Origin of the sequence: Methylocaldum marinum, assembly GCF_003584645.1 — a bacterium.
GTDB lineage: Bacteria > Pseudomonadota > Gammaproteobacteria > Methylococcales > Methylococcaceae > Methylocaldum > Methylocaldum marinum.
This window is the reverse complement of record NZ_AP017928.1, coordinates 5737312-5762807: the sequence shown is the minus strand read 5'-3', so window position 1 is coordinate 5762807 and position 25496 is coordinate 5737312. Positions and strand designations below refer to the sequence as shown.

Genomic DNA, 25496 nt, shown 5'->3' with positions numbered 1-25496 from the left:
TTATTACAGCAAAATCACAATTTTGCGATTACTGGCGGTCGAAGGGTGAACATCGCCTTGGAGTCATGCAATGAAAGCTTACTCACTCGATCTGAGAACTCGAATGTTCAGCTACGCCCTGACGCACAGCGTGCGCGAGACGGCCGCGCTGTTCCGGGTCAGCCCGAACACCGTTCACGTGCTTGAATGCGAATTAAGAGCCAACTGAGCGAGAGCCAGTCCAACGGCATCTCTTGACGCGTATTCCGCAACACCCCTCGGAGGGACGACCATGGACTGGCAATCACAACGCATCACCCTCTACCTGACCGTGTGCGAACTTTACCGCCGGGAGATCTGGGTCCATGTCCAACGCTTTACGCCCTATGCCGATCTCCACTTTATAGACGAAGGTTTCATTATGCTCTATCGTTCGGCATCCTGAATACACAGCAGGAGATCAAGGCTCTCTACTCTCAGGCCGACCGTTATTGGCGCGACTGGTTACCTCATCTGCCCAGCTATGGCGGCTTCGTGCAGCGCCTGAATCGATTGGCGGACGTGTTTCCCGCACTGTTGGAACGCTGGAGTCCAGCCGGCAAACCGGCCACCGCCACCGGTGTCGCCGATTCCCTCCCGATGGAATTGGCCCAATAGAGCCGGCGCTTCACCGCCAAGGCCGCCCCCCCAAGCGGCGAATAGCGGGTATTGCCCCATCCAGAAACACTATGACCACGGCGTGAAAATCCATGCGATCGGCGACTACCGCCCCGCAACCTTGCCGTTGTTCCGCTATATCGGGATCACTCCTAGTCAGTCTTAATGATGGTCCGGTGCTCGAACAAGTCGCCCCCGTACTCGCCTACCAGAACCTCTTTGCCGATAAGGCCTATGCCTATCTCTCGCGCCAATCCTCGCTCCCGTTCACCGCCTACACACCGGCCCGAAAAGCCCCAGGACAGACGCACCTCGATGCGGCTGACCGGCCGTTCTCGGCAGCCGCGTCGCGGATTCGCCATCCAATCGAGGCGCTGTTTCATTGGGTTCAAGAGAAAACCTGGATCGAAGTCGCTGGCAAGGTCCACTCCTACCGAGGCCTCCTCGTCCACGTTTTCGGCCGACTCACCGCATCATGTTCCCGTTGAACGGTTTGCCGCAGAGCACTTAATTCGCATTGAAGGGGTTTGGTGGCTTGGACCCTACAAGCAAAATTGGGTAAGGGGCCGTTCGAGTACTTCGGATCTTGCGGAGAGTCAGGGTCGCCCTGCCGCATTATGATCTTTTCACGCGAGCCGGTAAGAACAGGATCCGGGTATACGGCACCCCGAAGCGCCGGTCGAAGTGGCCGGCCATAGACCGGTTTGCCCATATCGGTGGCCAATCAATCGCAGGGAACGAGTGACGGGGACGACCCTGCCGCTTGCTTCGAATCCGTAGATTTCAGCACTTCATTCAATTCCGATGCCGGGCGACTCCAGGGAATCCGTACCCAATAGGCGTCGCCCCGTACCTGGCGCGGCACTACCTCGGTAATGATGCCCTTTTCCGTGAATCTTTGCTGAGCCAGCTCCGCTCGGTTTAAACCTTTAAAAAGACCGAGCGATATCGCGCCTTGTAGTGTCCCTTTGTCGAACAGCCACAGATCGGTCACCCCTTTTTCCAGCAACATGTTCCGGTTCGCTCGCGCTGCTTCCATATCATGAGCCTTGGGAAACAGCACCCACCAGCCGTCGGTCAGATCGGAAGGTTTCCTGACCACGGCAGCCTGATCCGACTCCGCTTTGACCAGGTTCAAAACCTCGCGCGCCTGCGACTCCTCGGTAACCGGACCCCACTGGAAACAGCTCGATTGCGCGCCGCCTTTCGACGAGAGCGGTATTTCGGCCACGTCCCCTTTTTCCTGCACCGACGCCGATTCGATAATCGGGGTCGTCTCCTTGATTTTTTCAGGCTTGACCTGGCTTCCGGAGACGCTGGCCAAAACCATGCCGGCAGGCTTTTCGGACGACCCGGACCGCTCGCTGAGCAGCGTAATGGGGTCCAAGGCACGAGGAAGCCGCAATTCCTTATAGGACTGGGAGGAAACGCTGCCCCGTCCGAGGATGTTGCTTTCCCAAAGAAAGAAGACGACGTTCACCAGAATCAGGCTAAAAAAAGCATACTTCATGAAACGCTACTCGCGATGCGCAGCAATCCTCGCAAAATCAGATCCGGAACCACTCTGCACGGCTTATCGAGCACGCCGGCGATCACTTCCGCGTCGCCGCCGGTAAGCAGCAAGTCCGGTGCATGTCCCAATTTTTTCGCCGCTCTTTCTAGAGACTTCTCGATTAATCCCGCACAAGCCGTCAAGATGCCGCCCTGCACGGCTGCAGAGGTGCTGCGTCCCAGAAAATCGGAACGATCGTGGCCGACATTCCCGATACCCTTCGTTTCCTGTACCAGCGCCCGTTTCATCAGAGCCAAACCGGGTGCGATGAGCCCCCCGAGATGCCGGCCGTCTGCGTCGAGTACGTCGAACGTCAATGCCGTGCCGCAGTCGGCGACGCATATTGATCGATTCGCGAATTCCCGTGATGCGATCAGACTCACCCAGCGATCGACGCCGAGTTTTTCCGGCCTTTCGTAACCGTTCACTACACCATAGCCTCGATCCGCCGGTCTCACGAAGTTGGAGGAAATTCTCCAGTGTCCCCGGATCCAGTCCGTAATGGTACGCTCCGCCTCGTTGCCGGCCACGTTACAGGCAAAGATACGATGCGGAACCGGAAGAGACAGCCAATGAACATCCAGTGAATCTCCGAGCGATTCACTGGCCGAAGCAAACGATTGGCCCGAAACGATACGGTTTTCCTGTGCGATTCCCCATTTCACACGGCTGTTGCCGATATCGACGAGAAGCAGGATCGCGCTCATGTCCTCAGCGGGCAATCCGGAGCCGCACGTCGCCCGACGCGAACTCGCGGCGCTTGCCGTCCTTGCACGTCAAGACCAGCAATCCCTCGGCCGTAACATCCGTGACCGTGCCCACGGTTTCCCGATCACCTTGGTGGACCACCACGGCGCGCCCCGTCAAACGATGCCGGCGGCGCCACTCCGGAAGATAGGGCTCGAGCCCGGTGCGCCGATAATCGTTCAGCAAAGGCAAAAGCTCGCTCAATATCGAAGCAACCAGGCGGTTCCGCGAAGGGGCGGATGCTCCCGCCACGGTCGCGAGATCGACCCATGCCTGATCTATCCCGCTCCCGACGGCAGGGGGGATATATCGGTTGACACCCAAGCCCACGATGACGGCGCATCCGCCATGAGCCTCCCCGCTCACTTCCAGCAATATCCCACCCAGCTTGAGATCTTCCCACAATAGATCGTTCGGCCACTTGAGTCCCACCCCGCCGACGCCGACCCGATCTAGGGCACGAATCGCAGCGACTCCGACCGCCAGGCTGAGACCGGCTACAAGGGAGTGGTCGTCGAAACGCCACAAGACCGAGAGATAAACATTCGCGCCCAGGGGCGAAAGCCAGGATCGGCCGGTACGTCCCTTGCCGGCGGTCTGCGTTTCCGCCAGGCAGATAGCGCCGGAGGGTGCCCCCTCGGCAGCAAGACGCATCAAGCGGGTATTGGTCGAATCCAGTTCGTCGTAAATGTGCAGTGCCCCGATGAGTCGAGCGGCTTCCGAACTCAATGAGGACTGGATTGCGGTTTCATCGAGCAATTCGACGGGCTGCGTAACGCGATAGCCTTTCCCCGACAAGGCGGCAATTTCAATCCCTCGCTGTTGCAGGGCACGAACCGTCTTCCATATCACCGTTCTGCTGACGCCGAGCCGCCTCGCCAGCTCCGCTCCCGAGTGAAAGCCGTTATCGGACAGCAATTGAAGGAGGGTCCTGGTCAGCGCATCGTACTGCATGAATAAGCCGGTGAGCGGAAACGCTTATTCCGATGGCCGTTTTCTGTTTCTGAGCTGTTGCAGCTGGCGCCGGACCACATGGCGAATCAGCAATTCCCGATCGCTGTCGCGCAAACCCACGAAATCGACCGAAATTTGGTAGGGCAAATCGGAATCCGGCGGGTTCTTCTTGCAATAGACGATACGGCCGTACGCAATCAACCCGACCAGATCGGGATGCAGGACCATCTTGATCTCCAGCACTTTGCCGGGAGCGTATGGCTTTTCTACCTCGAAGGACAAACCGGAAGCACTGAGGCTGACACGTTGAGTGGACTGCTCCGCCAGATTGGCTTCGTAGCTTAGGAAAGATCGAGCGACGAGATCGATTTTGCGCTCCAGCACCTTCAAAAAATCGCCGACTTCCGGAGAATCTCTTTCGATTTTCCGCAGCAGCTTGCGGGATTCTTGGGTGAGTAGATCCAGGCTGGCGGACAGAGCGAAAGAGTCCAGGGGAAAATCGCGCGGACTTCGATTGTCGGGGATGTCATCGGGTGCAATTTCCCTGAAAAAAAGAATAATCTCGTCTTCTATCCGGAAATAACGTCTGCGTTCTTTTTCCGTGTCCTTGCCACTCACCGGTTCCGTCCCCTCTTCATGGTCCGCTTGGTGATCGATCATAAAACTCGTCCAGTAGTAACTATGTCTTGTCCAGAGCCGCCTTATCCAAAGTCTTCAACCGCTCCAGTTTTTCCGCGATCTTGATTTCCAGCCCTCGTGGAACCGGCTTATAGTACGTCCGCGGCCGAAAACCGTCAGGAAAATAATTCTCGCCCGCCGCATAAGCATCGGGCTCGTCGTGGGCGTAGCGGTAATGCTTTCCGTAATCAAGTTCTTTCATCAAGCGCGTCGGGGCATTGCGAAGATGAGTCGGCACTTCCAGGCTACCGGTTCCAGCCGCATCGGCACGAGCCATATTATAGGCGGTGTATACCGCATTGCTCTTGGGGGCACAAGCGAGATACAGAACCGCTTGCGCCAGGGCCAATTCGCCTTCCGGGCTGCCTAGCCGCTCCTGCGCCTCCCAGGCGCTCAGCGCCAGATCCAGCGCGCGGGGATCCGCGTTGCCGATATCCTCGCTGGCGATACGGACGATGCGGCGCGCGAGATACAGGGGATCGCAACCGCCGTCCAGCATGCGGCACAGCCAGTACAAAGCCGGATCCGGAGCACTTCCCCGCACCGACTTGTGCAACGCCGAAATTTGGTTGTAAAAATCCTCGCCCTGCTTGTCGAATCGCCGGCTTCCTCCGCCGGCGAGCACTTCCCGCGCGATCTCCGAGGTAACCTGATCTTGCCCGGATTCCAGCAGATCCAGGGTAATCTCCAGCAAGCCCAGGAGTTTTCTGGCATCGCCATCGGCCGCCTTGGCGTACCAGCGGCGCAGCTCGTCGGCAAATCCGAGCTCCGGACGGCCGGCGCCGCGCTCGGTGTCCCGCAAAGCCTGCTCGATAAGCTCGAGCAAATCGTCTTCCGATAAGGACTTCAACAGATAGACCCGCGCCCGCGAAAGCAAGGCGTTGTTCAGCTCGAAAGAAGGATTTTCGGTGGTGGCGCCGATGAAATAGATCGTGCCGTCTTCGACATGCGGCAAAAAGGCATCTTGCTGGGATCTGTTAAAGCGGTGCACCTCGTCCACGAACAAGATGGTGCGCCGATTGCGCTGGGTCAAAAGCCGCTTTGCCTCCGCAACGGCCTCCCGGATTTCCTTGACGCCCGCCAGTACCGCCGAAATCGGCAGGAACTCGGCGTCGGCGTGGCGCGCCACGATCCGCGCCAATGTCGTCTTGCCGGTGCCCGGCGGTCCCCAGAAAATCATCGAGTGCAGCTTGCCGGCCTTGATGGCTTCGTAGAGCGGCCTGCCGGGCGAGATCAGGTGCCGTTGGCCGACGTACTCGTCCAGGCAGCGCGGCCGCATCCGATCGGCCAGGGGTCTCTGAAAGTCCGTACTCACGTGTTTATTTTTCCTCGAACACGTCGACGCCGGGCGGAGGACGGAATTCGAACAGTTCGCGGTTCAGCCTGAGCCCGGTTTTCACGCCGGTGAAATAAATGCGGGTGACCTGGCCGAAATTATCGCTGAGTTCCATTCCGGCGAGCGTATCGCCATCCAGCCCGATTAGAACAGACTTGAATCCGCTGTCCTCCGATTTCGGCACCAGTTTGATCCAGAACAGGCCTTCGTCGGTTCCCTGATCCTCGATTTTGAAATTGGTTTCCAACGCTACCTCGCCGCTCAGCAGCAGGGCCGGCGTGGAACCGATCGCATCGTCCAGACGCTTGGCGGTCACTTGCTCGAGATCGACGTCGTAGAACCAGACCTTGCCGCCGTTGGAAACGATTTCCTGGCTGTAGGGCTTCTTGTAATCCCAGCGGAATTTGCCGGGACGCTGGAGATAAAAAACGCCGCTGCTACGCTGGCGAGGGCTGCCGAACTCATCAATGACGACCTGGGAAAATTCCGCCTGCAGCGTATTCGCCTTCGCAAGAAAATTCCGAAGCCGCTGGACCGGTGTCTCTTCGGCCATTATCGGGAATACCGGGAGAGCGATTAGAAAAAACAGTAATAGTTTTTTAAACATCGATAGTTTGTCGTTTAGGCGTTCTTCGCCAGATTTTCCGCGTAACCCGTGTATTCGCGAGGCGTCAGTGCCAGCAGGCGCTGCTTTGCGTCGTCCGGAATCGCGAGGCCGAGGATGAATCCGGCCAAGGCTTCCGGCTCGATCCGCTTGCCCCGGGTCAGGTCTTTCAACTTTTCGTAAGGTTTTTCGATGCCGTAGCGGCGCATGACCGTCTGAATCGGCTCGGCCAGTACCTCCAGATTGGCGGCTAGATCCGCTTCCATGGCACCCGGATCGATTTCTAGTTTAGCTAATCCCTTGAGAGTGGATTGCACGGCGATCGAAGTATGCGCGATCCCCACCCCAATGTTGCGCAGCACGGTCGAATCAGTCAAATCCCGCTGCCAGCGGGAAATCGGCAGCTTTTCGGCAAGGTGACCGAAAATCGCATTAGCCACTCCCAGATTGCCTTCCGAATTTTCGAAATCGATGGGATTGACCTTGTGCGGCATGGTCGAAGAACCCACCTCGCCCACGACGGTCTTCTGCCGAAAATAGCCGAGGGAAACATAGCCCCACACATCGCGATTGAAATCGATCAGCACCGTGTTGAACCGCGACAGAGTATGGAAAAACTCGGCAAGATAATCGTGAGGCTCGATCTGGGTGGTGTAAGGATTGAACGTCAATCCCAAAGACGCAACGAAGTTTCGGCAAAAGGTCGGCCAATCGACTTCGGGATAGGCGACCCGGTGGGCATTGTAATTACCCACGGCACCGTTGATCTTGCCCGACAGCTCGATCGATTCCAATTGCCCGAACTGTCTTTCGAGACGGGCGGAAACATTGGCGAACTCCTTACCCATGGTCGTCGGCGTCGCCGATTGCCCATGGGTGCGCGACAGCATCGGCTGTCCGGCATAGATTCGCGCCTTTTCCTTGATCGCCGCCGCCAGTTGCGCGAGCTGCGGCAGCAGAACGTTATCCCGGGCCTCCTTCAGCATCAAGGCATACGCCAAATTGTTGATATCCTCCGAGGTACAGGCGAAGTGGATGAATTCGCTCACCGCCGCCAACTCCGTGTGATCGGCGATCTTTTCTTTGAGGAAATATTCCACGGCCTTGACGTCGTGATTGGTCGTTCTTTCGATCTCTTTCACGCGTTCCGCGTCACTCACCGAAAAGCCGGTCAAGATGGCTTCCAGGCGATCATTGGCGTGGTCGCTCAGGGCCGGCACCTCGCCTATTGCCGGCTCCGAGGCCAAAGCCTGCAGCCACCGGACTTCCACCAGGACCCGGAAACGGACGAGGCCGTATTCGCTGAGGAGCGGGCGCAACGCGTCCACTTTTTCGGCATAACGCCCGTCGATGGGGGAAAGGCAGGTGAGAGACGTCATTCAGGAAACCTTCTTGAAAATCACATAGGGAAGATCAGGCCACGGCCCGAAACGATGAGGAAGTCTGTGCCGCATCCAGGACATGTTCGATGATCCCGCCGCCCAGACACTCCTCGCCCTGGTAGAACACTACGGATTGCCCGGGGGTGATGGCGCGCTGGGGTCGATCGAAAACGACGCGGACTCTCTGCTCGTCGATAATTTCGACGGTGCAGCTCTGATCCGGCTGGCGATAACGGACCTTAGCCGAACACCGGGCCGGCGTTTCGGGAACGCGGCCGCGTACCCAGCTTAAGCTTCCGGCTTCCAATTCGGTATGGAACAGCATCGGATGATCGTGTCCCTGGCCGACCACCAGAACGTTGCGCTCCAGATCCTTGGCCAACACGTACCACGGCTCTTCCGACGCGCCTTTCATGCCGCCGATGCCGAGTCCCTGCCGCTGTCCGAGGGTGTAATACATCAGCCCGTCGTGCTGTCCGACGACTCCGCCGTCCGGCGTTCGAATCTCACCCGGTTGCGCCGGCAAAAATCGCTGCAGGAACTCCTTGAAGCGTCGCTCGCCTATGAAGCAGATTCCGGTGCTGTCCTTTTTCTGATGATTGGACAGTCCCGCCTGCTCGGCATACTTTCTAACTTCGGGCTTTTCCATGCCCCCGATCGGGAACAACACGCGCGACAGCTGCGACTGCCCCAGCGTGTAGATGAAATAGCTTTGATCCTTCTTCTGATCGATTCCCTTCAACAGTGCGTAACCGCCGTCCCGGGATTCGACCCGCGCGTAATGCCCGGTCGCGATCAGATCGGCACCGAGATCCGTCGCATAATCCATGAAGGCCTTGAACTTGATCTGCTGGTTGCAGAGGATATCCGGATTGGGCGTGCGACCAGCCCGATACTCGCTCAGGAAAACCTCGAATACCTCATCCCAATATTCGGCCGCGAAGTTGACGGCGTGTAGCGGAATGCCCAGTTTGTCGCAAACCGCCTGCGCGTCGGCAAAATCCTGCGGCGCAGTGCAAAGGCCGGTATCGTCATCCTCTTCCCAATTTTTCATGAAGAGACCGATCACCTCATAGCCCTGCTCGAGAAGCAGCAAAGCGGTGACGGAGGAATCCACTCCGCCGGACATACCGACTACGACCTTTTGTAACATAACTTCAACTCAGTAAGGATTTGAGCATCGATAAAGGATAACGCTCCCCTTTCAGATAATCGTCGATGCATTTCATCACCAGAGGACTTCGCAGACGTTTTTGTTCGCTCAAAAGTTCCTCGCGGGTCAGCCACAAACTACGCACGATACCCTCGTCGAGAGGACTGTGCGGATCGTGACCATCAACCGACCCGACAATTCCGATTCGAAGAAAGCTGGCGTCTCCCGTGGCCCGGCGCCATAAATAAATCCCAACCAGTGCCTCGGGCGTGAAACGCCAAGCAGTCTCTTCGAAGGTTTCACGGATGGCGGCTTCGATGACGCTCTCTCCTGCTTCGACGTGACCCGCGGGCTGATTGATCACAAGCTCGCCGTTATCGGCTTGCTCCTCGACCACGAGGAAACGGGCTTCGCGCTCGACGATGGCCGCGACGGTCACCCGAGGCCGTTCATTCCTGCCGGATTGCGTTTCGAGCTGGTGCATGAACTTTTAACCGATGTGTAAATTGCTTACGTGATTCGCGTATGCTAAAAGAAAAACCGTCACGCAGAATTATAATGATGTGGGGTTTGTCGACACCGGTAAACCACTTGGAACAAATCTCCCACGTACCCCTTCCGGCTGGAGCTGAAGCATGCCGTTCAACCTGAGCAGTTTAGGATTAGCGATAAAACTTTTATTTTCCGGTTATTTGACGGTCATAGCAATCGGCTATGCCGTCGCGATGATCCAAATCCTGTTCACGCACGGCATGGCGGACGGCAAATTCGGTCTGTCCATCGAGGATATCGTCTACAGCTATTACGGCAACCGTTCCGGTTCCGTGCTGGAAAGCCAGCTGAACGGCTCTATGAAACCGATGGCACCGGACGATGAACGCTTCAAGATCATTCAATGGGTACGCGACGGCGGCAACGAAAGAGCTTACGAGAGAGAAATAAAGCCGATCTTCGAACAGCGCTGCATCAGTTGTCACAACGCGGAAGCCGGCGGACTGCCGGACTTCACGAAATTCGAGAACATCAAGGCCCGAACCGCATCGGACGAGGGCGCGACCTTCTCGTCGTTGACGCGCGTTTCGCATATTCATTTATTCGGGATTTCCTTTATTTTCATGTTTGTAGGACTGATCTTCAGCCTATCCACGGGCGTTCCGGTGAAGCTGAAAGGCGCGGCGATCATCATGCCTTACGCTTTCTTACTGCTTGACATCACATCGTGGTGGCTGACTAAATTGAATCCGAACTTCGCTCTCCTCGTGGTTCTGGGCGGTGCTGGCTTGGCCATGGCGTTTGTGTTCATGTGGGTGGTATCGATGTACGAGATGTGGATCCTTCCCAAAAAGCTTCCATTCCCGGATCGCCGTAATGCTTTGACCCGTTCGTGAAACAGGTGCGAAATGCCGACGCAGGGAAATCATTTCAACCAAGGGCGGTCTAATACAACTGAGCTTGCTAATGCTATAGTAGCCGTGGTCTTGTCATGTTGCAGTTCAAGGGCGAAAGATGACACAACATCCTGATCACAAGCTTACAGACGATGTTGTCGTTCAGGAAGCGAAGCCAAAACTCAAGCGGCCACCGCTTTATAAAGTGATTCTGTTGAACGATGATTTCACTCCGATGGATTTCGTCGTTCTGGTATTGAAAACGTTCTTCGGTATGAGCGAGGAAAAAGCAACCCAGATCATGCTTCACGTTCATACCCGGGGCATCGGCGTTTGTGGCGTCTTCTCTAAGGACGTCGCGGAAACTAAAGTCCAGTTGGTGAACGATTACGCCAGACAGCACCAACATCCTCTCCTTTGCACAATGGAGGAAGCCTAAACGGGCCCTGATTCTATGTTAAGCAAAGAACTCGAATATTCATTAAATGTTGCGTTTCGGTCGGCCTACGAAAAAAGGCACGAGTTCATCACCGTCGAGCATCTCTTGCTCGCGATGCTCGACAACTCGATAGCCGTCGAAGTGCTTCGAGCCTGCGGCGCGAACATCGATCAGTTGAGAAAAGAACTGACCGAATTCCTGGACGAAACGACTCCTCTCATTCCTCCGGGCGTAAAGCGCGAGACTCAGCCAACACTGGGCTTTCAGAGAGTCCTTCAGCGGGCGGCGTTTCACGTCCAGTCCTCGGGCAAGAAGGAGGTCACCGGCGCCAACATCCTGGTCGCTATATTCAGCGAGCAGGACTCCCAGGCCGTTTACCTCCTCAACAAGCAGGATGTCACCCGCCTGGACGTCGTCAATTACATTTCCCACGGGATTTCGAAAGTTCGCGAGGATTCCGATGCGAACCCGAAAAGCAGCACGTCGTCGGAAACCGACGAAGGCGAAGGTGCGGCTGCCAACCCGTTGGAAAAATTCGCCTCCAACCTCAACGAGTTGGCAAAGCACGGGAAGATCGACCCGCTGATCGGGCGCAAGGGCGAAATCGAGCGCACCATCCAGGTTCTGTGCCGGCGCCGCAAGAATAATCCGTTGTTGGTCGGCGAAGCCGGCGTCGGTAAGACCGCCATCGCCGAGGGCCTCGCCAAGAAGATCGTCGATAAGGAGGTTCCGGAGGTCCTGTCGGAAAGCACGATTTATGCGCTGGATCTGGGATCATTGGTTGCCGGCACCAAATATCGCGGCGATTTCGAAAAACGCCTCAAGGCATTGCTCGCGCAGCTCAAGAAGGAGCCGAAATCGATTCTGTTCATCGACGAGATCCACACCATCATCGGAGCCGGTTCCGCGTCGGGCGGCGTGATGGACGCCTCGAATCTGATCAAGCCGGTATTGGCGTCGGGTGAACTGCGCTGCATAGGGTCCACCACCTACCAGGAATATCGGGGCATTTTCGAAAAAGACCGAGCCTTGGCGCGCCGTTTTCAGAAAATCGACATTCACGAACCCTCGGTCGACGAAACCTATCACATTCTGCGTGGACTCAAATCCCGATTCGAGAAACACCACGACGTGAAATATTCGTTGGCAGCCCTTCGTACCGCTGCGGAGTTGTCCGATCGCTACATTACCGACCGGCACCTACCGGACAAGGCGATAGATGTAATCGATGAAGCGGGGGCCAGCCAGCGGCTATTGCCGGTTTCGCGGCGCAAGAAACTGATCGGAACTCTGGAAATCGAGGATATCATCTCGAAAATCGCGCGGATTCCTGCGAAAACCGTTTCCACCAATGACAAGGATAAGCTGCGCGATCTCGAAAAGAACCTGAAGATGCTCGTATTCGGCCAAGATGAAGCCATTTCGACCCTGGCCTCTGCGATCAAACTGTCACGGGCGGGGCTCCGTGAGGTACAGAAGCCTATCGGCTGCTTTTTGTTCGCCGGCCCCACCGGGGTCGGAAAAACCGAGGTCACCCGCCAGTTGGCGAAGGTGCTGGGAATCGAGCTTATCCGCTTCGATATGTCCGAGTACATGGAGCGGCACACCGTATCCCGCCTGATCGGGGCCCCGCCCGGTTATGTCGGTTTTGATCAGGGCGGCCTGTTGACCGAGGAAGTCAACAAGCACCCGCACGCTGTTCTGCTTCTCGACGAAATCGAGAAAGCCCATACCGATGTGTTCAATTTGCTGCTGCAGGTCATGGATCACGGCACATTGACGGATAATAACGGACGCAAGGCCGATTTCCGGAATATCATTCTGGTCATGACGACGAACGCCGGGGCATCCGAAGGCGGCAGACCATCAATCGGCTTTACCCGTCAGGACCACACCACCGACAGCATGAAAGTCATCGAGCGGATGTTTTCGCCAGAATTTCGCAACCGACTGGATGCCGTAATCCAGTTCAAACCGCTCAACCTCGACATCATCGGCCAGGTGGTCGACAAGTTCATGTTCGAACTTGAGTCGCAACTGGCGGAGAAGCGAGTATCGGTCGTTCTGGAACCCGATGCGCGGGAGTGGTTGGCCGAACACGGCTTCGACCCCACCATGGGCGCGAGACCTATGTCTCGGGTAATTCAGGAAAATATCAAAAAGCCCTTGGCCGAGGAAATCCTATTCGGCAAGTTAAGCGAAGGCGGAATTGTGAGAATCAGCGTGGAGGATGGCCAACTGGCGTTTACCATCGAAAGCGTACACGAAGCGGCACCAGCCTGAATTCCTAGCGCTGACGAAATGTAATTCGGCCTTTGGTTAAGTCGTAAGGCGTCATTTCCACTTTCACGCGGTCACCCGTCAGAATACGGATGTAATGCTTGCGCATTTTTCCGGAAATATGCGCCGTAATTATATGGCCGTTATCCAATTGGACGCGAAAAGTCGTATTAGGTAAAGTTTCAATCACTTTACCTTCCATTTCGATGTGATCTTCTTTCGACATAAACCTCTCTCAAAAGCAAACAGGAGCAGTAAAGGGCGAATAATATCATATTAAGTTTCAAGCACGATATTCTCGCCTTTTTCAAACAGCACCCAATCTTCGTCAACCAAAGCCTGGAGGGGACGGAACACGTTCTTGTAGCTCATTTTCCGGCAGCCCGAAATCCAAAATCCGAGATAAAGCCAGTCCAGTCCGCGTCGCCTGGTCTCGGCTACTTGCCACATGATGGCATAGCTACCCAGGCTGCGTGCGCGGAAATCGGGATCGAAGAACGTATAGACGGCCGACAGACCGTCGGCCAAGAAGTCGGTAACGGCTACCGCAAGCAACCGATCTCCGAGTTTGAATTCGTAAAAACCGGTCTCTGCCCAGGCACACGCGAGAAAACGGATGTAGTCCTCCGACGAGGACTCGGCCATATGACCGTCGGCATGCCGCGCATTGAGATAACGCATGAACAATCGATAGTGCGCCTCGTCGAATCGAGCCGGTTTCAATCCGACTTCCAGATCGGTGTTCATTCGCTGAATCCGACGCTGACTGCGATCCGGCCGGAACCGCGCCGCCGGTATCCTCACCGGTATGCAAGCCGAGCAACTCGGACAGTGCGGGCGGTAAATCATATCACCGCTCCGACGGAAGCCTCGGGTTGCGAGCCAGGAATAAATGTCGACGTCCAAGGCCTCACGCGGCGAGACATAAGCCATCTGTGCCCGCCTTCCCGGCAGGTAATCACAATCGTGCTCGTAGCTGATGTAAAGCGGTATCGACTTCATAAATCTCCGCCCGCCGATTTCCAAGCCTCGTTCGAAACCGGCTGATCGCAATAGATTTCCAATAATTTCACGAACTCCGAGCGGGCGATCTCTTCCGCTCCCAGGCTAGCCAAATGCCGAGTGTAGACCTGGCAATCAATCAGGACATACCCCCATTGCTTCAAATTTTCGCACGCGAAAGCGAAGGCCGCCTTGGACGCATCGGTAACGTAATGAAACATGGACTCTCCGAAAAACGCCCGGCCGACGGAAACGCCATAAAGGCCGCCTACAAGCGCATCTCCCTGCCAGGCCTCGAAAGAATGGGCAAGCCCCAGGTCGAATAAATTGGAATAAGCCCGTTTCATCTCCTCGGTTATCCAGGTCCCGGTCGCATAGTCCCGCGGCTCCGCGCAAGCGTTGACGACCCGGTCGAAACATACGTCGAAACTGAATCGGAATTCGCCGCGTTTAAGCCGTTTGCCAAGGCTCCGGGAAATCTTGATATTCTCGGGACGCAGTATCAGTCGCGGATCCGGCGACCACCAGAGAATCGGCTCGTCTTTCCCGAACCAGGGGAAAATGCCGCTCCGATAAGCATTCACCAGCCGCTTGGCGGAGAGACATCCTCCCACGGCCAACAGTCCGTTCGGCTCCTCCAGAGCCTTTTCCACAGGCGGAAACGGTTCGTTTCGATCAAAGGGATTCAGAACGGTTAGCATCGTCGAAATTTTTGAAAGGCGAGTGGGCATTTAGTTCCGACATATAGGCCCGCACGGAGCGCGTCTCCCGCTCCAGAAAGTTTGCTATGGCGTCGCGAAACTCCTTATTGGCCACCCAGTGCGCAGACCAGGTTTCCGTCGGAAGAAACCCGCGACTGACTTTATGTTCGCCCTGTGCGCCGGGCTCGAAGCGATGTAGACCCGCCTCTATGCAAAATTCAATGCCCTGGTAATAGCAAGCTTCAAAATGAAGAGCCGGCACCTCCTCCGTACACCCCCAGTAGCGACCGTACAGCGCATCGCTGCCTAGGAGGAAAAATGCCGCTCCGATGGTACGGCCTTGCCGCTCGGCCAGAACCAAAAGGATCTGCTCACCCATGGTAGCGGCAATCCCTTCGAAAAACTCGAGGGTCAGAGCCGGATAGTTGCCGTGTCGCGCAAAAGTAGACCGATAAAGTTGGAAAACGGTACGCCAGATGTGAGGCTCCACGCGGTCGCCCCGGATTCGTCGAAGCTCAATCGAAGCCTCCCGCACCTGCCGGCGTTCTCGCTTCACTTCCTTACGCCGCTTGGCAGTGAAACCAGCCAAAAAATCCTCAAAATCTCGGTAGCCCCGGTTCTCCCAATGGAACTGGCAGCCCAGCCGCTTCAACACCTTGGGCGATTCCAGCAAAATCGTATCGTTCAGGAACAGCCAATGCAGCGAGGAAACTTTCGCTTCCCGCGCCGCTTGGATCGCAATTTCCACCGCGGCCTCAGCCAAACGCCCGGAATCACGGTCGGGAGCAATCAGAAGACGCGGACCGGTTGCCGGAGTGAACGGCGAGGCCACGACAAGCTTCGGATAATAGTCCATGCCGGCTCGTGCGTAGGCGTCCGCCCAGGCCCAGTCGAAAACGAACTCGCCGAAAGAATTAAGCTTTACATAGGTCGGCAGCGCTGCCACCAGGCGGTGTTCCCGATCTTCGATCAACAAATGGTAGGGTAACCAGCCGACGTGCTTACCCAGGCAACCGAATTCTTCCAACGCAAGCAGGAATTCGTGCCGCAAGAACGGATAATTGCCATCGGTCAGTGCATTCCAGGCGTCGGACTCCACCTCTCCGATATGGCGGATTATCCGCGAACTCAAGCCCTCCGAATGCGTCTCGTCTTGGCCAGTCATTTCGTATCCTCAAAAGTGAAACGGCCGCATGCCGTGATCGATTGGTCAAACCATGAAATAATAACGCCTTTCTGCCAACACTATCCTCTCAAAATGGCTCAGTACATTTATACGATGAACCGGGTGAGCAAAGTCGTGCCGCCCAAACGCGAGATTTTGCGCGATATCTCGTTATCCTTCTTTCCGGGCGCGAAGATCGGCGTGCTTGGCTTGAACGGATCCGGCAAATCCACCCTGCTCCGCATCATGGCCGGCGTCGACAAGGAATACGACGGCGAAGCCCGTCCGCAACCGGGAATCAAGATCGGCTACCTGTCGCAGGAGCCGCAACTCGATCCGAACAAGACTGTCCGCGGCAACGTCGAAGAAGGCGTGGCCGAAATCAAGGCACTGGTCGACCGCTTCAACGAAGTCAGCAACGCGTTCGGCGAACCCGATGCCGATTTCGACAAATTACTCGCCGAGCAGTCCGAACTCCAGGACAAAATCGATGCCGCCGGCGCCTGGGAACTCGACCGCAAGCTGGAAATCGCCGCCGACGCCCTGCGTCTTCCGGACTGGGATGCCGACGTCACCAGGCTGTCCGGCGGCGAACGCCGACGCGTTGCGCTATGCCGGTTGCTGCTGTCGAATCCCGACATGCTGCTTCTCGACGAACCTACCAACCACTTGGACGCGGAATCTGTAGCTTGGCTGGAGCGCTTCCTCCACGATTTCAGCGGCACGGTAATCGCCGTCACTCACGACCGCTATTTCCTGGACAATGTCGCCGGCTGGATTCTGGAGTTGGACCGCGGCCATGGTATTCCATGGGAGGGCAATTATTCCTCCTGGCTGGAACAGAAAGAAAAGCGCCTGGAGATGGAAGAGAAGCAGGAAACCGCTCGCCAGAAGGCGATGAAAGAAGAACTGGAATGGGTGCGTGCCAACCCCAAGGGCCGGCAGGCCAAGAGCAAGGCTCGCCTGCAGCGGTTCGAGGAGCTGTCGTCCAGCGAATACCAGTCCCGCAACGAAACCCGCGAGATCTATATTCCTCCCGGACCTCGGCTGGGCGAGCTGGTGGTTGAATTCGAGGGTGTCTCGAAAGGTTTCGGCGAGCGTCTGCTGATCGAGGACTTGAGCTTCCGGCTGCCGCAAGGCGGCATCGTGGGCGTGATCGGGCCGAACGGGGTCGGCAAGACCACCCTGTTCCGCATGATGGCAGGCGTGGAGCCCCCCGATTCCGGCGGTGTCCGGGTGGGGCCCACGGTTCAACTCGCCTACGTCGAGCAGTTCCGCGACAGCATGGACGACAAGAAAACCGTGTGGGAAGAGATTTCCGACGGTCTGGATATGGTTACGGTGGGCAAGTTTCAGACACCATCCCGGGCCTATGTGGGCCGCTTCAATTTCAAAGGCTCGGATCAGCAGAAACGCATCGGCGAATTATCGGGCGGCGAGCGTAACCGCGTTCATTTGGCCAAACTGCTGAAAGCGGGCGGAAACGTGCTATTGCTCGACGAGCCGACCAACGACCTGGACGTGGAAACCCTGCGGGCTCTCGAAGAGGCGCTGCTGGAATTCCCCGGCTGCGCCGTCGTGATCTCTCACGATCGCTGGTTCCTCGACCGCATTGCCACCCATATGCTCGCTTTCGAAGGCGACAGCAAGGTCGTCTGGTTCGAAGGCAACTACGCCGACTACGAAGCCGACCGCAAGCGTCGCTTGGGCGACGATGCGGCGAATCCGCATCGGATCCGATTCAAACCCTTGATGAGTTGAGTCCAAAAAGGACACGGTTATTTCTTCACAAACAATGCGGATATGACGGCAGTTCGATCCGCCGCCATTTTCCGAGCGTGCGGACGAGACTCCATCAAACTCGTATAATCGGCGGCGCCGGTGATTTTCCGCAAGAAATCCTCACCGTAAATCCGTTAAGGAAACTCTGGACAAGCCCTCTCCCTCTAGGAGAGGGCTGGGTGAGGGCCTGTTGGATCAATCAGTTGCATAGGTCGCTTCTCCGAGTTGGAGACTTAATCAGAGTTTCCTTAAGTGGCGGATGACAGTAAACCGAAACTGAGCCAAAGGGCTCGATCGGCCGCCGTGAAGCGGTCGCCGGCAATGCAGGGAGAGAATTTCGCGAGGCGATTGAACGTGTCGATGCCCATATCGACCCTTTCCCTTAACTCGATTTGACCGCATCCGAGACCGGACCGGCGAAGAATGCCTCTCCTTAAATGCGTCGGACGACGCTCGCCACATCGCGTTCGAAATGCAGAATCGCTACTTCACGGAACGGATTTACCGCTTGCTCTTCTAATTCGATGCCTCTTTCCAAAACAACCAGCTTGACCTTTTTGCAATAACTGCTGACAGGAAAACCGCAAATTTTAAGCATCAACGCTCTCCCAAGCTCAAAAGCCGGAACGCCGGTAAAAAGAAACCGTCACATCGTACACCGATCATCGCCACAATAGCTTTACGAACACATGACATCGCTCAATTCAGCAACGTCTTTCGAACAATTATCCCTCTCCCCGCCCATCCTGCAGGCACTCCGAGAAATCGGTTACGAAGCCCCGTCGCCCATCCAGGCCGAAAGCATTCCACACCTGCTGGAAGGTCGGGATCTGCTCGGACAGGCTCAAACCGGCACCGGAAAAACCGCGGCTTTCGCGATTCCCATATTGAGCCGGATCGATCTTTCCAAGCGCGTGCCCCAAGCACTGGTACTCGCGCCTACCAGGGAGCTCGCCATCCAGGTGGCAGAGGCATTTCAAACGTACGCCCGACATCTCGAAGGTTTTCACATTCTGCCGGTTTACGGCGGCCAGGGCATGGGATCGCAGCTGCGGCAGCTGGCCCGCGGCGTTCACGTCATCGTGGGTACGCCGGGACGGGTCATGGATCATCTCCGCCGCGGAACCTTGTCTTTGGATCATTTGACCACACTCGTTCTCGACGAAGCCGACGAAATGCTGCGCATGGGTTTCATCGAGGACGTCGAATGGATCCTGGAGCAAACCCCTCCGACTCGCCAGATCGCGCTGTTTTCGGCCACCATGCCGACAGTCATACGCAAAATCGCCGATCGTCATCTCAACCATGCGGCGGAAGTCAAAATCAAGGCGAAGACCGCCACGGTCGAAGCCATCAGCCAGCAATACTGGCTGGTCTCGGGCGTACAAAAGCTCGAAGCCCTGACCCGCATTCTCGACGTGGAAGACTTCGATGCCATGATCATCTTCGTTCGCACCAAGACCGAAACGGTGGAATTGGCCGAAAAACTGGAAGCCCGCGGATATGAGGCCGCGGCCCTGAACGGGGACATGAGCCAGGTCTTGCGCGAAAAAGTCATCGACCGCTTGAAGAAGAATGCCCTGGATATCGTCGTGGCCACCGACGTTGCGGCCCGCGGATTGGACGTGGAACGCATTACCCACGTGGTGAATTACGATATTCCCTACGACAGCGAAGCCTATATCCACCGCATCGGGCGCACCGGGCGAGCCGGGCGCAAAGGCAAGGCAATCTTGTTCGTTTCCCCGCGCGAGCGCCGCATGCTGCGCGCCATCGAGCAGACTACTCGGCAACCCATACCGCAGATGCGACTGCCGACCCTGCAGGATATCGCCGACCGTCGCATCGAGCAGTTCAAGGCTCAGTTGGTCCAGACCCTGGACGACGAGGATGTGGGTTTTTATCGGGAGTTGGTGGACAAACTGATTTCCGAGGAAATCGGCGATCCCGCAGACATAGCCGCCGCCCTCGCGTATCTCATGCACCGCGAGCGTCCCCTGGAAGCGCCCGAGGAACCGGAACTTCCTGCGTTCGAACCGGCACGCGAACACCGTCGGGAAAAAAAGTCCCCGGAAGGCGGCATGCTGCGCTACACCATCGACGTCGGGCGGGAGCACAGCGTACAACCCAAGGACATCGTCGGCGCGATCGCGAACGAAACCGGACTTTCCTCCCGGCTGATCGGCCAGATCAAGCTGTTCGATACCTACAGCACAGTGGAGCTTCCTGCCGATCTGCCGGACGATTTCTTCAAGCGGCTAAAGAAAACCTGGGTAAGAAACCAGCGCCTCAACTTACAATTGGTCGAGGACGGCGGGCGACAGCAACCAAGCAAGAAGCCCGCGAAGTCAGGCGAACGAAAACACGCAAAACCAAAAGCCTCGGAGCAGGACAAACCGGCGGCAAAACGCCGCCCAAAGAAAGCCCAACCCTAAACGGACCGTACGCCTATGGAAGCACTCGCACGATTAATCGCTCGGGCATCCGAACTGCTGGATCGGCTCGAAAGGCAAATACCCTCGGCCCCGGCGGATCCCGACTGGGCCGGCGCCATTGCCTTTCGCTGGCGAGGTACCGGTCATGCGCCCTCTTTGCAGCACATCCGTAACCCGCACCGGCTAGCTTTGGCCGACATCCTGTGCGTCGATCGGCAAAAGTGCGAACTGGACCGCAACACCCGGCAATTCATCCGGGGACTGCCAGCCAACAACGCCTTGCTCTGGGGCTCGAAAGGAACCGGCAAATCCTCTCTCATCAAGGCTCTCCTCAACGAATATGCCGCCGACGGACTGCGGGTCATCGAGGTCGACCGGCGGCATCTGGTCGAATTGCCGGACATCCTGGATCTGCTCTATCTGCGTCCGGAGAAATTCATACTGTTCAGCGACGATCTTTCGTTCGAAGCGGACGACGCCGGCTACAAGGCTTTGAAATCCACGCTGGAGGGCTCCTTCAGCGCGCCGCCGGCAAACGTACTGATCTATGCCACCTCCAACCGGCGCCATCTGTTGCCCGAGTATCACGAGGAAAACCTGCTGGCTCGCCAGGTCGAAGGCGAAATTCATCAGGGCGAAGCGGTGGAGGAAAAGATTTCGCTGTCCGAACGCTTCGGGCTATGGCTGTCTTTTTACCCGTTCAATCAGGACCAATTCCTGGACATTGTCCGTTACTGGCTGGACAGGTTCCAAACACCTTTGAACGACTGGGAAACGGTACGCGCCGAAGCTCTGCGTTTCGCCCTTCAACGCGGCTCCCGCAGCGGCCGTGTCGCCTGGCAGTTCGCAAAGGACTGGAGTGGCCGCACAAGGCTCGGAGCATAAGAAAAACCGCTCAGGAGCCGGCTACGAATTGCGCGCGGAATCGTGAGACGAAAATAGCTTCACGCCACAAAGTCAACGACGCGCAAATCTAGGGGCTGGTCGCTTTTTCCAACCAGCGCAAATAGATCTGCGCCTCGTCGCGATTCGTCCCGCACATCTCCGGAGCCGGCCTAAGACCGGCACAGCAAACCGGCCGGTCTGGATGCCCCCAGATCGCGCAACGGAAATCATCGGTCAAATGGACACACCGAACCCCCGCCGGCTTGCCTTCCGGCATTCCGGGAATGGGGCTGGAGATGGATATGGCGATGCAGCAGGCGCCGCAGCCGGCCCTGCATTTCATGACTTCAGTCACCTGATAGATTTCGCAGACATTTTTCCGCTCCGGAACGAGAATAAACCACGGAAAACGGCTCTCGTTCATCAACAAAAGCCGGCATAGAGGGAAACGCCCCAATTGAATGCAATCCTGGGACAAGCGCGGGTGCAATTCAAACATTTGAAGCTCACTCAATACCGATTTGCGGCTTCCGGACATCGGTGCCGTACACCCGCCTGACCCAGCGCGTCATTACCGGCACACCGATGATCAAATACGGATAGTAGCTAACCAGTCGCCAGAGAACAGCCAGACCCAGGGCAACGCCGGCCGGAACGAAATCCCCGAAAAGCCAGGAGAAGCCGAGTTCGGCGACACCCGCACTTCCGGGCGTCGGAGAAAGTACCATAATAATCCATAAGACCGCCTGCCGGCCTATGGCGAGCAGATGATCGATCAAGCTCATCGGCATCGGCGAAAAAGCCGCGAGAACACAGTTCACGACCAGGTACCGCCCTATCCACGCGAGCGATGTCGCCATCCAAACCTGGAACCAGAAAATCGATTTCCTGTCCCGCAAATCGCGCGAGGCCGTTAGCAGGTCGTTGACCATGTGCAAGCCTCGTGCGCGCCAGAAGCGGAACATTGGCAGCATGAACAGCCGGGTCAGCCACCAGTTGATCCAGTGCGGCGCAACGAACAAGGCCCCGATCAGCAGTAACAAGTAAACCACCAGTCCGCCCCAGGCGATCCAGAACCCGACCATCATGCTGGTTCCCAGCAGTTCCGACCGAACGTATTCCAAGGGTGCGAAAATCTCGGCTTGAGGAACGAAAAGGCTCGCAAAAAAGGGAAGCGACGTATAGAACACCTGATCGAGAAAAACCGTTGTGAATACGATTGCAGTGCTGCGGCCGATGCTGATTTGTTCCTTGACCAGCATAAAAACCGCCACGGCGGCTCCGCCGACCATGGATGGCGAAACCGCAGCAAAGAAATCCCAAAGGAGAACGATTTCGAGGCTGGTCCGCCACCCCAGCTTACGATCGGTCAGAATGCGCAACTGCCAGAGGTAGCCGAAATCGCGCAGCATCATCATGAGAAACGCTAAAGCGATCCACCAAACCGAACGCGAGGTCCATGCAAATCGGTTCAGCGCCTCCCCAATCGGAAGTTCGCTCTTGACCAGCTCGCCATACAGTGTGTATCCGACGATGCCCAATCCCAGAATAACGGGTAACAGGATTCGCCCCGGGCTGAACTGTTTAAGAAGGTCGGATGTCTTGGCGACCATTCCTGTTCCACGTAAGAATTGGTGATTCGGACATTCTCGGTTATGAATACGGCTTGCGGGTGACAAACATTGCATCACCGTAGCTGAAAAACCGATAACTGCGCTCTACGGCATGCCGATAAGCCGTCAAAACCTCGGAATATCCGGCAAAAGCGCATACCAGGACCAATAGGGTGGATTCCGGGAGGTGGAAATTGGTCACCATAGCATCGACACAGCGAAACTGAAAACCCGGACGAATAAAGAGGTTCGTTTCGGCCTTATTCGGCATTAGAGTTCCTTCGAGCGAGGCCGCTTCCAAGGCTCTCACCACCGTCGTTCCGACGGCAATCACCCGTCCGCCGCGCTGCCGAATCTCGTTAATTTTTGCCACCACCGCCGGACTGACCTCGCAGAGCTCCGAATGCATTCTGTGCTGGGCCAGTTCATCCACTCTCAAAGGCTGGAACGTGCCACTGCCCACATGGAGCGTCACGAAAGCTTGCTCAACGCCTTTCTCCGCCAGCCGCTCGAGCATAGCTTCGTCGAAATGCAACCCGGCGGTAGGTGCCGCCACGGCTCCCGACGCCTTTGCAAACACGGTCTGATAACGCTCCCAATCGGACACGGAATCCGGCCGATCGATATAGGGTGGCAGGGGAATATGGCCGACCGCGTTCAAAACCTCATCGACCGTCCGACCATCGAGAACCATCAGCAGGAACAAATCGTCTTTCCGTCCCATGACCACGCATCGAAAACCGCCGTCCAGAAGGAGTTCAGTTCCCGTTTTCGGAGCCTTGCTCGCGCGCACGTGTGCCAAGCATGAATTCGAGTCGAGCACCCGTTCGATCAAGATCTCCACCCTGCCGCCGGACGCCTTGCGTCCGAACAACCGTGCCGGCATCACTTTCGTGTCGTTAAATACCAGAATGTCTCCCGGACGGACCAACTCCGGCAACTCGATAAACATACGATCATCAATTCTGCCCGTCGTTCCGTCCAGACACAGCATTCGACTCGCGCTACGCTCGGGTAATGGATATTGGGCGATCAGATGTTCGGGCAGTTCGAAAAAGAAATCACTCTTGCGCATTGACCAATCGTACCAAGGGGGGAAACAAGAATGCAGTATGTGGCTTTTTGAAACGGATTTCTTTATAATTCGCCTGCTTTCGCGCCGAGGTGGCGAAACTGGTAGACGCGCCAGACTCAAAATCTGGTTTGGGAAACCAAGTGCGAGTTCGATTCTCGCCCTCGGCACCACTTAAAAACTTAAGACGTTGTCAGACCGAAGTCGATAGACGAAAACGTCTGTGGGCCTTATAGAGATAACGCGGAGAGGAGCCCGGTCCATTACCGGGCTTTTTCGTTTCTGCGCTGAATGGCCAAGCCATAAACCGAACCGGTTATGCATGGATTGGATGGCTTTCGCTTGCAATGGTCGCTGCGGATCTTCTTTGAATTCTTCATCAGTCACATCAAGCGACCGATTCGATCAGCCGAATCTTTTCACCCTGCGTAAGCCGATAAAACCGGCGAAGTTCTTCCATCATTTCCGTCGCCCGTGCCTTGGCCAGATAGCGGGTTTCCAAGCCCAAGCAATACTTGCCGGCATAATGGCTGGCATCTTCGTAGCGTTGCCGCTGCACCTGATCCAGAGCCGCGTCGTAATCCGCTGCATCGAACAGGCAATATCGAAGTTTCGAAGGTATGAGGTTCTTGCCCTGGCGTTTCCAGAGAGAAGCCGCAGTCACGAATTTATCCACCTCGGCCTGCATCTCCAATTCCATCAGCGTAACGCTGCGCTCAACGCCGGCATTCCAAATGAGATATAAAAAGTGACTGACCCCTTCCACCGCGAGTAGAAAATCGACGAAATTCTCGGAGTGAAGACTCACCAGCGGATTATCGTCGGAGAGGCGGGCCAATACTGAGGCGTCCAGAAAAAGTGCGAGATCGAGGTGATCGTCCTCTTGAGAAACCAGGAGTTTCTCTTTGCTCTCGCGGGGATTGACACTCGTATCCAAACGCCGCGCGAGATCCGGATCGGTGATCAAGAAATCCTCGACATCGAGAGGCACTTCAACGCGGTAGATACGTTCCAGCAGTTTCTGCAGGACATTTAGGCGCATGGCAGCGCCTCCTTCAATTATGCCGGTAGCTGATGGAACCGTGAGCCGGTTCTATTCCCAGTGACCTCAGTTTTTCGGCCGCGCGCCTGCTGCCGGTTCGGAGCCAGATTTCATAAAGACGCATGATGTCGGTGCACGAATTCATGGGGGTCTTTTCGCCGACTTCCGAAAGAACGTCTACGAAAGCTTGAAACTTTTCCGATAACTCGCCAAAAATTGCGCAGAACGCTTTGCCTCGCAGAGTGCCGCGGTTCAGGTCGCACAAATACCCATAGGCAGTGCCTCCCATGGCGATGTAATAATCGATGTCTACCAGCTTTCGATTGAGGCTGGAGGAAAAAAGACCGGCGATCAACAGCGCCACGTCTCCCAGCCTGCGCAGGATTTGATGCCGCTCTTCGAGGCTTGCCGCCTCAACGGCTTCTGCATAGATCAGGGCCAGCGGCTGCAAGGTCACGCCGTCAGCGGTATGTGTAAACAGTTTGTCCGCCTGCGTAAAATAGGCAAGCAGGTTGACGATGTAGTAAACGGTATCCTCTCCGGCATCGACTTTCTGATTCGACAAAGCCGTAGTCACCGATTCCCTGAAGAATTCCTTGACGTTGACATCCGTAATCAAGTTCGCATCGAGGTGTTCTGGCGCCATCATG

At 56.4% G+C, this 25496-nt stretch carries 29 protein-coding genes and 1 tRNA gene; 10 read left to right on the top strand and 20 right to left on the bottom strand.

The genetic code is table 11. The features are described 5' to 3' along the window. Positions 1–70 precede the first annotated feature (70 nt). The 3 genes from sS8_RS28405 (at position 71) to sS8_RS29710 (ending at position 636) form a co-directional block, all read left to right on the top strand. Positions 71–208: a hypothetical protein gene (locus tag sS8_RS28405; RefSeq protein ID WP_170161268.1), complete on the top strand. Its 138-nt coding sequence runs from the start codon at positions 71–73 to the stop codon at positions 206–208. 63 nt (positions 209–271) lie between these two features. Then, entirely contained in the window at positions 272–424 is a 153-nt protein-coding gene (locus sS8_RS28400) for a hypothetical protein (protein ID WP_170161267.1), read from the top strand. Between the two features lie 89 nt (positions 425–513). Further along, positions 514–636 carry a hypothetical protein gene (locus sS8_RS29710; protein WP_269461482.1) on the top strand — a complete coding sequence of 41 codons (123 nt, stop codon included), beginning with the start codon at positions 514–516 and terminating at the stop codon, positions 634–636. 152 nt (positions 637–788) lie between these two features. Here the strand turns inward: sS8_RS29710 and sS8_RS28395 are convergent, their stop codons facing one another. From sS8_RS28395 to sS8_RS25865, 10 genes are all read right to left on the bottom strand, one after another. Continuing rightward, on the bottom strand, positions 789–1028 hold the full coding sequence (locus sS8_RS28395; protein WP_170161266.1) for a hypothetical protein: 240 nt from the start codon (positions 1026–1028) through the stop codon (positions 789–791). A gap of 332 nt (positions 1029–1360) precedes the next feature. Next, on the bottom strand, positions 1361–2146 hold the full coding sequence (locus sS8_RS25905; protein WP_119632287.1) for a hypothetical protein: 786 nt from the start codon (positions 2144–2146) through the stop codon (positions 1361–1363). Continuing rightward, on the bottom strand, positions 2143–2895 hold the full coding sequence (locus tag sS8_RS25900) for a type III pantothenate kinase (RefSeq protein ID WP_119632286.1): 753 nt from the start codon (positions 2893–2895) through the stop codon (positions 2143–2145). Before sS8_RS25900 ends, sS8_RS25905 begins: the two co-directional genes overlap by 4 nt. Positions 2896–2899: 4 nt before the next feature. Beyond that, complete coding sequence (locus tag sS8_RS25895; RefSeq protein WP_119632285.1) at positions 2900–3889, bottom strand: biotin--[acetyl-CoA-carboxylase] ligase; 990 nt, start codon at positions 3887–3889, stop codon at positions 2900–2902. 24 nt (positions 3890–3913) lie between these two features. Beyond that, positions 3914–4549: a PilZ domain-containing protein gene (locus tag sS8_RS25890; RefSeq protein WP_119632284.1), complete on the bottom strand. Its 636-nt coding sequence runs from the start codon at positions 4547–4549 to the stop codon at positions 3914–3916. A gap of 19 nt (positions 4550–4568) precedes the next feature. Then, positions 4569–5882, bottom strand: coding sequence for a replication-associated recombination protein A (locus tag sS8_RS25885; RefSeq protein ID WP_119632283.1), 1314 nt, complete (start codon positions 5880–5882; stop codon positions 4569–4571). 4 nt (positions 5883–5886) lie between these two features. Next, entirely contained in the window at positions 5887–6456 is a 570-nt protein-coding gene (gene lolA, locus sS8_RS25880; RefSeq protein ID WP_232020445.1) for an outer membrane lipoprotein chaperone LolA, read from the bottom strand. A 68-nt stretch (positions 6457–6524) separates the two neighbouring features. Continuing rightward, the gene (gene purB / locus sS8_RS25875) at positions 6525–7886 is read right to left on the bottom strand and encodes an adenylosuccinate lyase (RefSeq protein WP_119632281.1); all 1362 of its coding nucleotides are present in this window, start codon (positions 7884–7886) and stop codon (positions 6525–6527) included. A gap of 34 nt (positions 7887–7920) precedes the next feature. Continuing rightward, on the bottom strand, positions 7921–9042 hold the full coding sequence (gene mnmA, locus sS8_RS25870; protein WP_119632280.1) for a tRNA 2-thiouridine(34) synthase MnmA: 1122 nt from the start codon (positions 9040–9042) through the stop codon (positions 7921–7923). Between the two features lie 4 nt (positions 9043–9046). Next, positions 9047–9526, bottom strand: a complete 480-nt coding sequence (locus sS8_RS25865; RefSeq protein WP_119632279.1) for an NUDIX hydrolase — start codon at positions 9524–9526, stop codon at positions 9047–9049. A gap of 151 nt (positions 9527–9677) precedes the next feature. On the opposite strand from sS8_RS25865, the gene sS8_RS25860 reads away from it, so the two are divergent. From sS8_RS25860 to clpA, 3 genes are all read left to right on the top strand, one after another. After that, entirely contained in the window at positions 9678–10430 is a 753-nt protein-coding gene (locus sS8_RS25860) for an elongation factor-1 alpha (RefSeq protein ID WP_119632278.1), read from the top strand. A gap of 118 nt (positions 10431–10548) precedes the next feature. Then, complete coding sequence (clpS, locus tag sS8_RS25855) at positions 10549–10869, top strand: ATP-dependent Clp protease adapter ClpS (RefSeq protein WP_119632277.1); 321 nt, start codon at positions 10549–10551, stop codon at positions 10867–10869. A 15-nt stretch (positions 10870–10884) separates the two neighbouring features. After that, on the top strand, positions 10885–13152 hold the full coding sequence (clpA, locus tag sS8_RS25850) for an ATP-dependent Clp protease ATP-binding subunit ClpA (protein ID WP_119632276.1): 2268 nt from the start codon (positions 10885–10887) through the stop codon (positions 13150–13152). Between the two features lie 4 nt (positions 13153–13156). Here the strand turns inward: clpA and infA are convergent, their stop codons facing one another. Genes infA through sS8_RS25830 form a run of 4 tightly spaced genes read right to left on the bottom strand, consistent with a single transcriptional unit; the run spans position 13157 to position 16017 of the window. Beyond that, the gene (gene infA / locus sS8_RS25845) at positions 13157–13375 is read right to left on the bottom strand and encodes a translation initiation factor IF-1 (protein ID WP_026609371.1); all 219 of its coding nucleotides are present in this window, start codon (positions 13373–13375) and stop codon (positions 13157–13159) included. Between the two features lie 50 nt (positions 13376–13425). Then, positions 13426–14151 (bottom strand): arginyltransferase, encoded by a 726-nt coding sequence (locus sS8_RS25840; protein ID WP_119632275.1) that lies wholly within the window; start codon positions 14149–14151, stop codon positions 13426–13428. Next, a complete protein-coding gene (gene aat, locus sS8_RS25835; RefSeq protein ID WP_119632274.1) occupies positions 14148–14852 on the bottom strand; it encodes a leucyl/phenylalanyl-tRNA--protein transferase in 705 nt (234 codons plus the stop codon). The genes sS8_RS25840 and aat overlap by 4 nt, the downstream gene beginning before the upstream one ends. Next, entirely contained in the window at positions 14827–16017 is a 1191-nt protein-coding gene (locus sS8_RS25830; protein ID WP_119632273.1) for a GNAT family N-acetyltransferase, read from the bottom strand. Before sS8_RS25830 ends, aat begins: the two co-directional genes overlap by 26 nt. Positions 16018–16110: 93 nt before the next feature. Between sS8_RS25830 and ettA the strand changes: the two genes are divergently transcribed. Next, positions 16111–17778 (top strand): energy-dependent translational throttle protein EttA, encoded by a 1668-nt coding sequence (ettA, locus tag sS8_RS25825; protein ID WP_119632272.1) that lies wholly within the window; start codon positions 16111–16113, stop codon positions 17776–17778. A gap of 454 nt (positions 17779–18232) precedes the next feature. Here the strand turns inward: ettA and sS8_RS28390 are convergent, their stop codons facing one another. Further along, complete coding sequence (locus tag sS8_RS28390; RefSeq protein ID WP_170161265.1) at positions 18233–18397, bottom strand: glutathione S-transferase N-terminal domain-containing protein; 165 nt, start codon at positions 18395–18397, stop codon at positions 18233–18235. Between the two features lie 91 nt (positions 18398–18488). Here sS8_RS28390 and sS8_RS25820 point away from each other — a divergent pair, with 91 nt between their 5' ends. Both sS8_RS25820 and sS8_RS25815 read left to right on the top strand, forming a co-directional pair. Further along, entirely contained in the window at positions 18489–20234 is a 1746-nt protein-coding gene (locus tag sS8_RS25820) for a DEAD/DEAH box helicase (RefSeq protein WP_119632271.1), read from the top strand. A 15-nt stretch (positions 20235–20249) separates the two neighbouring features. Next, positions 20250–21119 carry an ATP-binding protein gene (locus tag sS8_RS25815; protein WP_119632270.1) on the top strand — a complete coding sequence of 290 codons (870 nt, stop codon included), beginning with the start codon at positions 20250–20252 and terminating at the stop codon, positions 21117–21119. A gap of 88 nt (positions 21120–21207) precedes the next feature. Here sS8_RS25815 and sS8_RS29425 read toward each other — a convergent pair whose 3' ends face one another. Genes sS8_RS29425 through queA form a run of 3 tightly spaced genes read right to left on the bottom strand, consistent with a single transcriptional unit; the run spans position 21208 to position 23807 of the window. Then, positions 21208–21618: a YkgJ family cysteine cluster protein gene (locus sS8_RS29425; RefSeq protein WP_232020444.1), complete on the bottom strand. Its 411-nt coding sequence runs from the start codon at positions 21616–21618 to the stop codon at positions 21208–21210. A gap of 7 nt (positions 21619–21625) precedes the next feature. Beyond that, positions 21626–22732: a lysylphosphatidylglycerol synthase transmembrane domain-containing protein gene (locus tag sS8_RS25805; RefSeq protein ID WP_170161264.1), complete on the bottom strand. Its 1107-nt coding sequence runs from the start codon at positions 22730–22732 to the stop codon at positions 21626–21628. 40 nt (positions 22733–22772) lie between these two features. Then, complete coding sequence (gene queA / locus sS8_RS25800; RefSeq protein ID WP_119632268.1) at positions 22773–23807, bottom strand: tRNA preQ1(34) S-adenosylmethionine ribosyltransferase-isomerase QueA; 1035 nt, start codon at positions 23805–23807, stop codon at positions 22773–22775. 83 nt (positions 23808–23890) lie between these two features. Between queA and sS8_RS25795 the strand changes: the two genes are divergently transcribed. After that, a tRNA-Leu gene (locus sS8_RS25795) sits at positions 23891–23977 on the top strand. A gap of 215 nt (positions 23978–24192) precedes the next feature. Here the strand turns inward: sS8_RS25795 and sS8_RS25790 are convergent. Together sS8_RS25790 and sS8_RS25785 are read right to left on the bottom strand one after the other, a co-directional pair. Further along, positions 24193–24846 (bottom strand): hypothetical protein, encoded by a 654-nt coding sequence (locus sS8_RS25790; protein ID WP_119632267.1) that lies wholly within the window; start codon positions 24844–24846, stop codon positions 24193–24195. Positions 24847–24859: 13 nt separating this feature from the next. Beyond that, positions 24860–25495: a hypothetical protein gene (locus sS8_RS25785; RefSeq protein WP_197716637.1), complete on the bottom strand. Its 636-nt coding sequence runs from the start codon at positions 25493–25495 to the stop codon at positions 24860–24862. Between the last annotated feature and the right edge of the window lies 1 nt (position 25496).